Raw genomic sequence first — 14,229 nt, 5'->3', positions numbered from 1 at the left:
AAAAACTACCATTATTATCGAAAACACCCTTTAAAATACTTAACCCTCCTGTTTTAGAGATGGCTCATAACCTGTTAGATTACATTATTTTATCAAAACAGCTGAAACATTATCCTCTGTTATAACAGATTAACTTCGTCATTAAACGAGTCTCAAAATATCCGCTGTTTGATTGAGAAATTGTTATCAATGCAGCGATACTGTGTTGTATGAGTATCAGTCTAAGGTAGCCTTATCAAAAAGGCCAAAGCAGTAAAAGAAACAGCTATGCAGGTTACCCCTCTGGAAAGAAAGATTATGCGCTTCAACACAGGAGCCCAAATGAGCCACTGCGGCTGAAGAGCATGTCCTGTTGTTAGCGCAATGATTCAAAACTTTAAGAACTACGTCTGCCTTCAACTAACTCAAGTACTCAAACCTTTAGCTTTCAACCTATTACAATCCACACTTTTAGGATTCTGATTGCGGGGATAAGATAGAAAATGATTACCTTTGCAGCCTGATTATGAAAAAAGTAGCATTTTATACCTTAGGTTGTAAGCTTAACTATTCTGAAACCAGCACCATTGGTCGTATTTTCCAGGAGCGCGGTTTTGAGAAGGTGGAATTCACGGATACGCCTGATATCTATGTCATCAACACGTGCTCTGTCACGGACAATGCGGACAAGAAGTGTAGGAAAATTGTGAAGGAGGCGCTGAAGCATTCTCCTAATGCCTTTATTACGATAGTAGGCTGTTATGCGCAGCTGAAACCCAAAGAAATCTCTGAGATTCCCGGCGTGGATGCTGTATTAGGCGCTGCCGAAAAATTTCAGTTAGTAGACATACTCGAGACTTTCGAGAAAAAGGACAAAGCGGAAATCTTTGCCAGTCCCATTTCCGAGGCTAATACCTTTCACAATTCCTACTCTTTTGGAGACCGTACCCGCACCTTCCTGAAGGTTCAGGACGGTTGCGATTATTCCTGCTCCTTCTGTACTATTCCGCTTGCCAGGGGCAACAGCCGCTCTGACAGTATCGCCAATGTAGTTCGCTCGGCCAATGAGATTGCCGAATCGGGGGTAAAGGAGATTGTGCTGACCGGTGTAAATACCGGTGACTTCGGTTTGCAGGATGGCAAGCGGGTAGAAACTTTTTATGAGCTGGTACAGGAACTGGACAAAGTGGAGGGCATAGAGCGTTTTCGCATCTCTTCCATAGAGCCCAACCTGCTAAAAGACGAAATCATCGGGTTTGTGGCGCAGAGCCAGCGCTTTATGCCTCACTTCCATGTGCCGCTGCAGTCTGGATCAAACAAAATACTAAAGCTGATGCGCCGGCGTTACCAGCGTGAGCTATATGCCGACCGCGTTGCTAAAATCAAGAACTTGATGCCGCACTGCTGCATCGGGGTCGATGTGATTGTCGGATTCCCGGGCGAAACAGAGGAAGACTTCCTGGAAACTTATAATTTTCTGAATGAACTGGATGTAAGTTACCTGCACGTATTCCCCTACTCTGAGCGGGAAAATACACTTGCTCCTGAATTGGAGGGAAAGGTAAGCAACAAAGACCGCAACCGCCGGGCTGATATGCTCCGCATCCTTTCTGAGAAAAAGAAGCGTGCTTTCTATGAGCAGAATATAAACAGTGAGTTTAATGTGCTGTTCGAAGACGATGTGAAAGACGGCATGATGGAGGGCTGGACAGAAAACTATGTGCGCGTGGCCGTGAAGTATGACCCGGTACTGGTGAATGAGACGAAACACGTGCGACTGACCCAGCTGAATGCTTCCGGGTTAATGGAGGCCGAAGAAACTTACCAGGAAGTGCTAAAGCATTAGGTAATTGGTTAAGTTTAGTATTATATTTAAACTGATAATTCTTTCAACAAATCAAAACTAAAGAAATAGTGAAAGTTCTAAAGATTTCCTTAGGCTTGGCAATGGCTACTTCCTTCCTGGGAGCCTGCACAGAAGCGCCTAAAGTAGAGGGAGTAAACACAACCGCTACCCGCGAAGCCGGTACTACTCCAGACATCGTGTACGTTAACTCTGATTCGCTTCTAACGAATTACGAGTATTTTAAGGATGTGCGCACCCGCCTGCAAGGCAAAGGCCAGAAAGCGGAGCAGAACCTTCGCTCCCAGGCAGAAGCATTCCAGAAAGAAGTTGAAAGATATCAGCAGACTGGCCAGAACATGAGCGAACAGCAAAGAGCGCAAACAGAGCAGCGCCTGCAGCAAAAGCAGCAGCAACTGCAGCAGTTGCAGCAAACTGCCGGCAACGAACTGGCTGGTGAAGAGTCTGAAGAGATGAAGAAAATCTACGACCGCGTGGAGGAATTCCTCCGCAAGCTCAGTGAAGAAAAAGGCTATGAGATGGTATTAACCTACTCTCGCGGCAACAGCGCTATTCTTTACAGCGACCCTTCCCGTGATATTACCACTGAAGTAGTAAATGCCCTGAACGAGGCTTACACAAACGAGAAAGCAGCAGCTGACACAACTGCCACTAAAAAATAAAAGCACCCATTCTGTTTTCAAAAGAGAAAGCCCGCTGCCTGGTAAAGCAGCGGGCTTTTTTAATGCTATTGGTTGACATCTTTTTTTGCTACTCGTACCGGAGCGACTCTATCGGGTCAAGCTTGGAGGCTTTGAAGGCAGGATAGTATCCGGATACGACTCCCACTATCACACAGATGGCCATCCCCACGAATACCCAAAACCAGGGTACAATAAACCCTCCCTCACCAATCAGGGAAGCAATGCCGTTGCCCATTATAATTCCGAGCATCACGCCCACAAAGCCGCCCAATATACAGATCACGACAGCTTCTATCAGAAACTGCTGGCGTATCTGAAAAGCGGTAGCCCCCAAAGCCTTCCGCACGCCAATTTCACGGGTACGCTCGTTTACCGACACCATCATGATGTTCATCAACCCGACAGAGGCACCCAGCAGTGTAATAAAGCCAATCAGGAACCCTCCTATTTTCAGGTAACCGGAAATTTCATCAAGGCGCTGCACCAGCGAGTCACTTCTCCTGATCTCAAAAGAATCCTCCTGCCCCAGTGCATCCTGCCTGATCTTTCGCATTAAGCCGGTTGCCTCTCCCATCACGTAATTTAGTTCATCCGCTCTGTAGATGGCGGTTTTAATGTTATAGTTTAGTGTCTCCTGCCCTGCACGCGGAATCTGGCGGCCCGTCTCCAGCGGAATAATGATACGGCGGTCTCCACTGCCCCCCATACTGCTTCCCTCCTTCTCCAGTTGCCCCACAATCTTAAAACGCCGCCCCAGGAAAGTGATATCCTGGCCAATAGCTTCCCTGTTTTTAAACAAGGTGCTTACAATTTCATCCCCCACTATCGCTACATTCACGCCCTGCTCATGCTCAAACATTGAAAAATCACGGCCCTTCGCCAGGTTCAAATTATTGTTGAGCATGTAGTTTTCGTCGCCGGCCACAATGTTGATGTTCGGATTCGTTTTCTCTGTGGCGCTTTTTACCACCGTTGCCCCGGAAATATGGGCCGAAAGGCTGACACGGGCATCTGCCGGCATCTGCTCCTTGTACATGACAGCCTGTTGGTAGGTAATAGCCGGATACACTTTCTCTGTGCGTCCCTGGTGTCTGCCCCTGTTGTTCATGCCGGCACGGCGAATATCAAAAGAATTTGCGCCCAGGTTCGAAAAGGTCTGCGTCAGAGAGTGTTTCATGCTGTCTACAGCCGTTAAGATTCCAACTAGAGACATGATACCGATGGCGATGATCAGGCCGGTTAAAATTGTCCGAAGCAGGTTGCCCTGTATCGACCGGAGGCCTTCCATTATATTTTCTATCAGATTCATGTGCTTGGAAGATGTGCGCTTTGTTACTATTTTACGTTATGTATATTTATAAAGGCGCTGCTTCTAAGTTAGTGTCATTTTATGAAATAAAAGACACAATTATACATTAAGCCATTTTTTAAAGACGAACCGCATGTTTTTCCGTATTACCACGCTTATTCTGTCGCTTTTTTTACTTTCTTTTTCTTCTATCGCCAGCACAATTCTGCTGCCGATGGATGAGACCCAGAAAGACCACCTAAAATCGTACGGCGTTGCCTATTGGGCCTTAGGTAAAAACGTTTCTGTTGATTGGTTATTGAATTACCGTGGCGGCAGCTTTGCCTTTCAGCATGCGCCGGCGCTTGAGAACGAGCTGATTGTGCGGGGCGTTAGCTACAAGGTTATTTCTGATGCGCAATACAACAGCATCCTGACAGAAATCAGCAACCCAGAGGCAAACATGGACATCATGAAGCTGGAAAAGGTGCCTAAAATTGCGGTATATTCCCCAAAGTCTAAAATGCCCTGGGATGATGCCGTTACACTGGTGCTGACTTATGCCGAAATTCCTTACGACGTGATTTATGACGAAGAAATTCTGAATGGTGAACTGCCGAAGTATGACTGGCTGCACCTGCACCACGAAGACTTTACCGGCCAGTATGGTAAGTTTTATGCCAGTTACCGCCACTATCCCTGGTATCAGGAGCAGCAGCGTGAGCTAGAGGAATCAGCTGCCAAGCTAGGCTACAAAAAAGTATCAGAAATGAAGCTGGGAGTGGTGAAGCGCATCAAAGAATTCTGTGCCGGAGGTGGATTCCTATTTGCCATGTGCTCCGCCACCGATACCTACGATATCGCCCTGGCAGCTGAAGGGGTGGATATAGTAGAAGCGATGTTTGATGGCGACGCAGCAGACCCACAGGCACAGCAGAAACTGGACTTTGAAAAAACACTCGCCTTCCGTGACTTCCGGATCTCGCGCAACCCTTTGGAATATGAGTACTCCAACATCGACGTACAGCCGCAGGAACGGCCGGTGACGGAGGCGAACGATTACTTCCAGTTATTTACCTTCTCGGCCAAGTGGGACCCGATTCCAACGATGCTGACGCAAAACCATGCCAAAACCATCAAAGGGTTTATGGGGCAGACAACAGCATTCAGAAAGAAACTGGTAAAGCCGGAAGTAATTGTGATGGGAGAAAACAGCGAGCTGTCAGAAATCAGGTATATGCATGGTACCTACGCCCGCGGCACCTGGACCTTTTACGGCGGCCATGATCCGGAGGATTACCAGCACCTGGTAGGAGAAGATCCTACCGACCTGGCGTTGCACCCGAACTCCCCCGGCTACCGCCTTATCCTGAACAACATCCTCTTCCCGGCTGCCAAAAAGAAAAAGCAGAAGACGTGATATCATGTATCAATAAGTAGTTGTTGTGCCTGCTTTGATGCAAAAGAGGATCGGCTGAAAGTAAATCTTCAGCCGATCCTCTTTTTGTTAAATGAAAAATGTTGATTGAACTAGTGCATCCGGTCGTGTCGGGGTTTCAGGCTACGGATAATGTCGGCTTCTATCGCCAGCAGTTCTTTGAGGCGGGCGTCTACAACATCGGCAGGCATGTATTCTTTGGCCAGCTTCACAAAGCTGACATAATGCCCCGCCTCTGACACCATCAGCTCATAATAAAACTGCTGCAGGCCTTCGTCGGCTATATTTTTCCAGAGGAGTTTAAAGCGTTCACAGCTGCGGGCTTCTATCAGGGCATTCACCAGCAAGTGGTCCATCAACTGGCGCTCGCGTTTATCGCCTTTCCGGATATGCTTGCTTAGCTGCACCACGTACTCATCAGGCCGGTTGCGGCCAAGGCTGTATCCCCTTTTTTTGAGCTCCGCCAGTACGCGCTCAAAGTGGCTCCACTCCTCTGCCACCAGGTCTGTCATCTCTTCCACCAGCTTTTCTTTGTCAGGGTATTTCACGATGAGCGATATACCAGACGTGGCGGCCTTCTGTTCGCAATAGGCGTGGTCAACCAGTATCTCTTCTATGTTCTTCTCCGCTATGTTCACCCAACGCGGATCAGTAGGCAGTTCTAAGCGAAGTATGGTTTTAGTGGGTTGGGTAGACATAAAATGAAGGTATTACAGGTAATTTGAGGTGTAAATATAAATCAATCAAAAAACAGCCACTTCAGACCGAAAGTAAAGCTGCGACGCATCCCCGGATAATAGGGTGTTACAAAATAAACCGGCTCCAGTATATCATAATTAAGATGGCTCATCTTCAGGAAGAAGTTAACCGTTTTGATATCACCGTTCAGAAAGACATCCACCACCGGGTAGCCTTGTACCAGGAAGTTGTTTTGGTTGTAAAACTGCTGCGTAACGGGCATATAGGCATCAGCATAATAGCTTGAGGTGTAGGTAGTCTGCACACCCAACTGGCCAAAAAGTGCCTGCTTAAATATGTAACCCTCGATGTAGGCAGTTGACTCCAGCAAAAAACCCGGCACCCTTACTTTGTCTGCTTCATCTGTGTTGGTATAGGCCAGAATGTTTTTGAAATGAACCGGTCCGAACCGAATGTGATGCGACAGGTCAGCACCCCACAGGCGTTGGTTACCATTTAGCTGCTGTGGCACGGCCCTTTCATTGTAGAAAATGTGGCGCTTGATGTTGGTGTAGTGGGCATTGAGCTTCACGAATTGCCGGGCTCCAAATGCGCCTTCATACCCTAAGCCGATTCTATCCGTCACGGATGTTTCAAAATCATTGTTCCACCTGAAATGGTTGCTCAGCATATATTCCTGTACACGCGAAGGTGAAAACAAGGTACGTTCAAGGGTAGCAGTAGCTCCTTTGATGCGAGCCCTTCCTTTTATGCGGTAATCTGACCCGATCTGGTACTCTGCCTCTCCGGAAAGTTCGGCTAGATTTTTATAGATTAGCCGGATATCGCCTCCAACTAACACCTGGTTGAAGGCATCCTGATGACTTATGGTGCCAAATTGGGATGAATCTGTAGCAAGCGGTGCCTCCACGCTGTACGCCATGGTGGCATTTCGCAACTTGGCGTAAGCATTGTAGGAAGACAGCTTATAGTTACCTGTTACGCCGAACGTGTTTTGAAGCTCCTTGTAATTGGTGATGTCATTCGTCCGACTGCTGGTAAAGTAATAGTTCGGGTAAAGGTTGAACACGGCATCCAGTTTTCCATTGTTGGATTGCACGTAAGAGGCCAGCGCCGTTCTGTAAGTAGCAGGATTGGTATCTTCGTACCTGTTTTCCTGTCTCCTCCAGTCCAGAACATGGTAAACCTTCAGGTTCTCCCTGGCCAGCCTGTAAATTTGCAGCACATGAAAATTGCTGCGGCTTTCCTGGTTCAGCGCTGTCGTGAGCTGCACCGGAGCCTCCTCATATCGTTCTAAGATGGCAGGACGTGTATTTCCAGGCTGCACAGCAGTATCCGGCACAATACCCCCGGTTTCCACCTGCTCCACCCCCATGAAAGTATAATTGAAAAACAGGCTGTAGTTCTCATTTTCAGAGCGGTAGTGCGTGAAAACCTTTATCGCCTGGTTATCCAGGAAGCTTCTCGCTCTTCTGTCTCCGGCTGCCGGGCCAATCTGCTGGTTGGCTGTTATAATCTGGTAAGCCGCACCGGCATTCCAGCGGGGAGAAATATTACGGGTATGCAGCCCCTCAAATACCTGTTCTCCCCGTGCCCCCTGCACATAATAGAGGTGCGTATAAGGGGAACGGGTATTGAAATAGTTAATTCTTTCCGGGTTGTAGGCATAGCGGTCAAAGACGTTCTTCCCCAGCCTCACCCCTATTTTTTGTGGCGGATGGTAAAAAAGTGGCTGCGCAGCAGTCCCCGTGTTGCCCAGATGCTGGTAAAAAGAGGTGTCGTTGTACCAGTAACGTTCATTCTGAATATTGTTCAGCAAAGTATCAATTGGCTGCTCTATGTACCGGCCTCTCAGCACATCCTGCTCGTAGAGTTGCAGGGTCGTTTTCGGGCTATAGAAAAGCTTGGTAGTATCATCTATAATCTGAGAATACGCCACCTGGCTTAAGAGAAGCAAACCAAGAAAAGGAAGAAGGGCAATTATCTTTTTTTTCACGTCGCAAAATTAGCGAATTAATATTATTTCTGATGCTACCACATTATCTGGGAACAGAACTGCATTTTTTACCTTCCAGGTTGCTTCTGAAACTGCCTCACATGCGTAAGTACCAACTCATCAAATACTTCCTGCTCACTCAGTAACTTTACAACAATGGGAATGTAGAAAACCGGCAGCTGCCTGGTAAGTTGCCCTAATCCAGGGCCTGCCAGTTTAACGGCGTCTTTACGGGTAGTTAGTATAGTTGCCCCCGAAAATTGAGGCTGCAGCAGCATTTGCTTCAGCTTTTGCAGGTCCTGCACACTGTATTGGTGGTGGTCCGGGTAAGCCAGGTGCTGCACCACCTCAAATCCCGCCGCCTCCAGGTAATCCTTTAAAGGCTGCGCATTAGCTATTCCCGTTACCAGCACAACCTTATCCGAAGGCACAACGGGCAATCCGATGCCAACAGGTGCTCCATATACAAAGGTGGAGAAAAAAACAGGTGTGTCCGGCGCTGTATATTTTTGTACCTGCTTTTCTATTTTGCTTTGCTCCTGCAAGGTGAGCTTCTGGGGGCATTTGCTCACAATCACGGCATCTGCCCTTGCCGCCCCCTGCCTGGGCTCCCGTAACAAGCCGGCCGGTAGCACAAAGTCATGATAGAAAGGCCGGAGATAGTCTGTGATAAGGAGATTCAGGGAAGGTTGCACCGGTCTGTGCTGCATAGCATCATCGAGCACCACTACCGCTACATCAGGCACCAGTTGCTGCAGCTTCTGAATTCCCGCTACCCGATCTTCAGAAACAGCCACAGCCACCCCGGGAAAATCGCGGTGGTACTGGAACGGTTCATCTCCTAACACCGCTGCCGTGCTTTGTTTGTCTGCAAGTATAAACCCTTTGCTCCGGCGCTTATACCCCCGGCTGAGGGTGGCCACTTTATAGTCTTGCAACAGGCGGAGCAAATACTCTACATGTGGGGTTTTGCCCGTGCCGCCGACTGTCAGGTTTCCTACGGCAATAACAGGAAGTTCAAAGCTGGTGGAGGCCAGGGTGCCTTTGTCGTACAAATAGTTTCGCGCTACTGTTATCCCACTGTAAAGGAGTGAAAAAGGCCAGAGCAGCAATTTCAAATGTTTCATTGTTATGATGTAGCGGAGTAAAATTAGAATTAATTTTAAAGCCAAGGCGCTAAAGCAGGAACGAAAGACGAAACGATGACAAAAATAAAGGATATAACGAACCTACTCGAAAACCTGGCTCCCCTCCGATACCAGGAAAGCTACGACAATGCAGGTCTGCAGGCAGGTGATGCCAACGCAGAGGTAAAAGGCGTCCTCCTCACACTGGATTGCACCGAAGAAGTGATTGACGAAGCGCTGGCTAAAGGCTGCAACCTGGTTGTGGCCCACCACCCGGTTATCTTTAAAGGGCTAAAGCAGCTTACAGGGCGCAACTATGTAGAGCGCACCATCATAAAAGCGATTCAAAACAACATCGCTATTTACGCCAGCCACACCAACCTCGACAATGTGCTGCACGGGGTAAACACCAAAATAGCCGACAAGCTGGAACTGCAGCAGCAGCGGATACTGGTGAATAAGCCCCAAACGCTGATGCAGCTCGTCACCTTTGTGCCGGTTGAGAATACGGAAGAAGTATTGCAGGCCCTGCACAAGGCGGGTGCCGGCAATATAGGGGAATACAGCAACTGCAGCTTCCAGGTGAGCGGCACCGGCCGCTTTATGCCCTCTGAAAATGCCAATCCTGCTATCGGAAAGGCTGGCAAGGCAGAAGAGGTGCAGGAAGACCGGATAGAACTTATTTTCCCGGCCTACCTCCAGGGCAGCATTATGGCAGCCCTGAAAAAAGCACACCCTTACGAGGAGGTGGCTCATTTCCTTTACAGCCTCGAAAACCAGAACCAGGAAGTTGGTATTGGCATGCTTGGAGAGTTGGAAGATGAAATGACAGAGGAAAGTTTCCTGACATACCTTAAGCAGAAAATGCAGCTGCAGGGCCTGCGTTACACCCCTATAAGCGGCAGGAAGATTAAGCGGGTAGCAGTATGTGGCGGAGCAGGCAGCTTCCTTATAAAAGACGCTGTCCGGCAGGGCGCCGATGCCCTTGTAACGGGCGATGTGAAATACCATGAGTTTTTTGATGCCGAAGGCCAGCTAATGATTGCCGACATCGGGCACTATGAAAGTGAGGTATTTACAAAGGAGATTTTTTATGACACAATTTCAAAAATATTCTCTAATTTTGCAGTCTTAATATCAGAAGTAAACACAAACCCTGTCAGATACACCTTTTAATACATGGAAAGTACTGTAGCCAGCAAACTGGAAGCACTTTTAAAGCTTCAGACCATCGATTCACAGCTTGATGAAATCAAAAGAGTAAGAGGAGATCTCCCTGAAGAGGTTCAGGACCTTGAAGACGAAATTGAAGGGTATGCGGTGCGGGTACGTAAGTTTGATGATGAAGTAGCTTTCCTGAACGACTCTATTGCACAGCGTAAGCAGGCAACGAAAGATGCTGAAGGCCTGATTCGCAAGTATGAGGAGCAGCAGCAAAACGTGCGCAACAACCGTGAGTACGACGCTATCACAAAAGAGATAGAACTTCAGAAACTGGAAATCCAGATCAACGAGAAGAAAATCAGGGAAGCGCACTACCAGATTGAGCAGAAGATCAACGAGATAGAAGGCACGAAGCACCGCCTGGAAGAGCGTCGCAAAGACCTCGAAAATAAGAAGAAAGAGCTGGACCAAATTGTTGGCGAAAGCGAAGAAGAAGAAACACAGCTGGAAAAAGAGCGAAACAAAGCGGCTACGAACATCGAAGACCGCCTGCTAAGCGCTTATACCCGTATCCGCGGCAACGTGCGCAACGGCCTGGCAGTTGTTACTGTAAAGCGTGATGCCTGTGGTGGCTGCTTCAACACAGTACCGCCTCAGCGCCAGGCTGACATCGCAGCTCAGAAAAAAGTTATTGTATGCGAGCACTGCGGCCGTATTCTGGCTGGCGTAGAGCAGCGTGTGTTCTAATTTTAATTGACCTTGGGCGATAAGCACTTGTACATAATCTTAAAAAGGATGGCTAAACCCCATCCTTTTTTTTTGTTGCTGAGCTTTCTTCTGGGTTTTAGTGCCGTATCAGCCACTTCTGTTTTTACCCCGGCCACAAACAAAGCCTATCAGCAAATGCTAAAGCTCCGGGTAGGCAGCGGTCGTGCTTTGCTCCAGCCTGAGCTTCAGAAAGATGCCGATAACGCAGCAGCATTGTTGGTGGCTAACTATGCTGACTTTTTGGAGATCTGCGTACAGCAAGACCAGGTAAGGTATGATCAGCTACTCCAGGCCCAGGAGCAAAGGCTGGAAAGGCTGGAGAATAAGCGCAACCGCAGTGCCTGGGACGGATATGCTGCAGCTGAAGTAAGGATGCACCTGGCCATGACGAAACTCTTGTTTGGCAACCGTTTAGCTGCCGCCTGGGACTTCAGGAAAGCGTATTTGCATTACGCAGAAAACGCCAGACGCTGGCCCGGCTTTGTACCTAACAGGAAGAACCTGGGTGTGTTGCAAATCCTGCTCGGATCTGTGCCAGATCAATACAAGTGGTTCCTGAACATCATCGGGCTGAAAGGGAATGTAAAAGAAGGCATGGCGAACCTGGAAGCTGCTGCCAACCAGCCAAGTGTTTTCAGGGAGGAGGCCCAGTTGCTGCATGCCCTGGTGCTGCACTTGCTCGAGCAGGAAGAACCCGAACAGGCAGTAGCACAGGTCACCAGCCTCGCCAGGGCACAGCCTGACAACCTGCTTTTTCAGTTTACAGCCATGCACCTGCTAAAGAAAACAAAACAGAGCGACGCAGCCCTGGAGTTTTATAGCAACAGGCCCACAGGTAAAAAATACCTTCACTTCCCTTACATGCACCACATGGCAGCCGACCTTTACCTTTTCCGGGGGGACTATGACAAATCCATTCAGAAGAACCTGCTATTTCTGAAGCAGCACAAGGGGCAGCATTATTTGAAAGCTGTGCATTTCAAGTTATATCTGGCTTATTTACTGGACAATCAGCCTGCACAGGCAAAGTGGTACTTTAGCAGAATTCCGGAAATAGGTATAGCCGACACGGAGGAAGACCGATACGCCGCCCGCTATGCAGAAGGTCCTGAGTCTCCTGTAGTGCCCCTGCTACAGGCACGCCTGCACGCAGACGGAGGCTATTACCAGGAAGCACTGCAGGACCTGAAACAGATGAAGATAACGACGGCCACCCCTTTGCCTGTACGCGCCGAATACCTGTACCGGCAGGCAAGAATATACCACGGCCTCGAGGACATGCAGGATGCCATCACCTTTTACAAAAAAACAATTGACCTCTCTGGTGCTACAGATTTATACTTTGCTCCAAACGCTGCGCTGCAGCTAGGCTATATTTACCAGGAAGCAAAGCAACCCACGTTGGCTAAAGCATATTTCAGGCAAGCCATGAACTACAAAGGGCATCCCTATAAAAACAGCATCGACACAAAAGCAAAGCTGGCGCTTTCAGCGTTATGAGAAAGATACAGGTGCCTGTGCCTGTACGCTACATCACCTGACTGCCCTTAGCGCACACATCTTTCCCGCACGGTAAGAACATGCTACAAGGGCAAATGCTTACCTGAGTGCTTTGTTTAAGCCAGTATTTGAAAAGAAAGTCCGTATTGGCAAAGCAGAATCACTTAAATTTGCCGCGTTGATACCGACTGCTAACACTAAATGTATACTGCAGAAATAAAGGCCGCTGATTTACCTGTATCTCTGGAGGAGTTCAGGTTAAAGGCATTGGTATGGGCCAATCAGCATCCGCATGCAGCCTACTACAACCCGAACAGCATCCCTTACCCGCACGATGGCTTTGAGCATCTGCTGGCAGTGTCTTATGGTGCGGCTTTAAAACTTAATTCCGGGAAGGCTTTTGAGAGTTTAAGGCAGGAACTACAGCAGGAGCACTCCCTTCTCTGCGGTTTCCTGACGTATGATTTGAAAAACCAGATCGAGAAACTGCAAAGCCAGCATCCGGATTATATTAATTTCCCGCTCCTGCACTTTTTCTCTCCTGATATCTACATCTACTTTAAGCAGGAAAGCTTAAGTATCTATAGTAAAGAAGAAAGCATCACAACAGTTATAGCTGAAGTTATAGCTGCGCCCACTCCTGTTCCTGCCTCACCCAAAGGAGTTACCATTAAGCAGCGGGTGACAAAGAAAAGCTATGTGGAAGCCGTGGAGCATATCCGACAACATATACTGGAGGGTGATGTGTATGAGCTAAACTACTGCATCGAGTTTTTTGCAGAGCTTGTGACACTGCAGCCGTTGCCCCTCTACCTGGCGCTGAATGAGGCTTCCCCCACTCCTTTCTCCGGTTATTTAAAGTGCCACGACAAGTACCTGCTGTGTGCTTCGCCGGAGCGGTTCCTGAAGAAAGAGCATCAGAAATTAATCTCACAGCCCATCAAGGGAACCATACGCCGTGGCGAAACACCAGAAGAAGACGCCCTCCTGCAGCACCAGTTGCGCCACAATGAAAAGGAACTGGCCGAAAATATGATGATTGTGGATCTGGTGCGAAACGATTTGAGTCATTCCTGTGCCACCGGAACTGTGCAGGTAGAGGAAATGTTCGGCATTTACGGCTTCCGGCAGGTGTCGCAGATGATTTCTACCATTGTTGGGGAACTGCGGCCTGGAAAAGACTTGGTAGATGCTCTGAAAGGAGCCTTCCCCATGGGCAGTATGACGGGAGCACCTAAAATTAGCGCCATGCAACTCATTGAAGAACTTGAAGCGACCAGGAGAGGCTTATACTCTGGTGCGTTCGGGTTCATAAAACCCGACAACGACTGCGACTTCAATGTAGTCATCCGAAGTATACAGTACAACGCCAGCAACAAGTACCTGTCCTTCATGGTCGGAAGTGCCATCACCTATGATTCCGACCCGGAGCAGGAATACGCGGAATGCCTTTTGAAAGCACAAGCGATGTTTAAGGTGCTGGCGGGTTAAAAAGTAGTCTGAGATTTAGAATTTTAAAGAATTGGGAATATAAGGGTGGCTGCGACTGTTGCGGCGTTTTAATGCAGGATAGTAGCCTGTTCTTCAGAACCTGAAACTGAATGCCGGTCCACGTTGGGGTATCTTGATTTTCCAATCTTTGGTTCTTTAAGTCGTCAAATCAATTTCCTCCTGTCATTCTGTCACGTTTTTAGAGGAGATTATAGTATATTTGCAGTTGTAA

General features: G+C 48.2%; 11 protein-coding genes. 7 read left to right on the top strand and 4 right to left on the bottom strand.

Going from position 1 to position 14,229, the window contains the following annotated elements; genetic code table 11:
- Window positions 1-505: 505 nt before the first annotated feature.
- Both mtaB and ACYVB1_RS07285 read left to right on the top strand, forming a co-directional pair.
- Entirely contained in the window at window positions 506-1,825 is a 1,320-nt protein-coding gene (mtaB, locus tag ACYVB1_RS07290) for a tRNA (N(6)-L-threonylcarbamoyladenosine(37)-C(2))-methylthiotransferase MtaB (RefSeq protein WP_460922207.1), read from the top strand.
- Between the two features lie 68 nt (window positions 1,826-1,893).
- A complete protein-coding gene (locus ACYVB1_RS07285) occupies window positions 1,894-2,505 on the top strand; it encodes an OmpH/Skp family outer membrane protein (RefSeq protein WP_460922204.1) in 612 nt (203 codons plus the stop codon).
- A gap of 88 nt (window positions 2,506-2,593) precedes the next feature.
- Here ACYVB1_RS07285 and ACYVB1_RS07280 read toward each other — a convergent pair whose 3' ends face one another.
- Window positions 2,594-3,835 carry an ABC transporter permease gene (locus ACYVB1_RS07280; protein WP_460922202.1) on the bottom strand — a complete coding sequence of 414 codons (1,242 nt, stop codon included), beginning with the start codon at window positions 3,833-3,835 and terminating at the stop codon, window positions 2,594-2,596.
- 133 nt (window positions 3,836-3,968) lie between these two features.
- Here ACYVB1_RS07280 and ACYVB1_RS07275 point away from each other — a divergent pair, with 133 nt between their 5' ends.
- Window positions 3,969-5,234: an asparagine synthetase B gene (locus ACYVB1_RS07275; RefSeq protein ID WP_460922200.1), complete on the top strand. Its 1,266-nt coding sequence runs from the start codon at window positions 3,969-3,971 to the stop codon at window positions 5,232-5,234.
- A 110-nt stretch (window positions 5,235-5,344) separates the two neighbouring features.
- Here the strand turns inward: ACYVB1_RS07275 and ACYVB1_RS07270 are convergent, their stop codons facing one another.
- The 3 genes from ACYVB1_RS07270 to lpxK all read right to left on the bottom strand — a co-directional run bounded on the left by ACYVB1_RS07270 (window position 5,345) and on the right by lpxK (window position 9,074).
- A complete protein-coding gene (locus ACYVB1_RS07270) occupies window positions 5,345-5,950 on the bottom strand; it encodes a MiaE family protein (RefSeq protein WP_460922198.1) in 606 nt (201 codons plus the stop codon).
- Between the two features lie 41 nt (window positions 5,951-5,991).
- Entirely contained in the window at window positions 5,992-7,947 is a 1,956-nt protein-coding gene (locus ACYVB1_RS07265) for a putative porin (protein ID WP_460922196.1), read from the bottom strand.
- A 68-nt stretch (window positions 7,948-8,015) separates the two neighbouring features.
- Entirely contained in the window at window positions 8,016-9,074 is a 1,059-nt protein-coding gene (gene lpxK / locus ACYVB1_RS07260; RefSeq protein ID WP_460922194.1) for a tetraacyldisaccharide 4'-kinase, read from the bottom strand.
- A gap of 75 nt (window positions 9,075-9,149) precedes the next feature.
- Between lpxK and ACYVB1_RS07255 the strand changes: the two genes are divergently transcribed.
- The 4 genes from ACYVB1_RS07255 (at window position 9,150) to ACYVB1_RS07240 (ending at window position 13,997) form a co-directional block, all read left to right on the top strand.
- Window positions 9,150-10,250, top strand: coding sequence for a Nif3-like dinuclear metal center hexameric protein (locus ACYVB1_RS07255; RefSeq protein WP_460922192.1), 1,101 nt, complete (start codon window positions 9,150-9,152; stop codon window positions 10,248-10,250).
- Between the two features lie 3 nt (window positions 10,251-10,253).
- The gene (locus tag ACYVB1_RS07250) at window positions 10,254-10,985 is read left to right on the top strand and encodes a zinc ribbon domain-containing protein (protein ID WP_460922190.1); all 732 of its coding nucleotides are present in this window, start codon (window positions 10,254-10,256) and stop codon (window positions 10,983-10,985) included.
- Between the two features lie 156 nt (window positions 10,986-11,141).
- A complete protein-coding gene (locus ACYVB1_RS07245) occupies window positions 11,142-12,506 on the top strand; it encodes a tetratricopeptide repeat protein (RefSeq protein ID WP_460922188.1) in 1,365 nt (454 codons plus the stop codon).
- A gap of 201 nt (window positions 12,507-12,707) precedes the next feature.
- The gene (locus ACYVB1_RS07240) at window positions 12,708-13,997 is read left to right on the top strand and encodes an anthranilate synthase component I family protein (protein WP_460922186.1); all 1,290 of its coding nucleotides are present in this window, start codon (window positions 12,708-12,710) and stop codon (window positions 13,995-13,997) included.
- Window positions 13,998-14,229 lie beyond the last annotated feature (232 nt).

The organism is Pontibacter brevis (assembly GCF_054779655.1).
The sequence above is the reverse complement of the archived record's forward strand: the minus strand, read 5'-3'. Positions and strand labels throughout refer to the sequence as shown.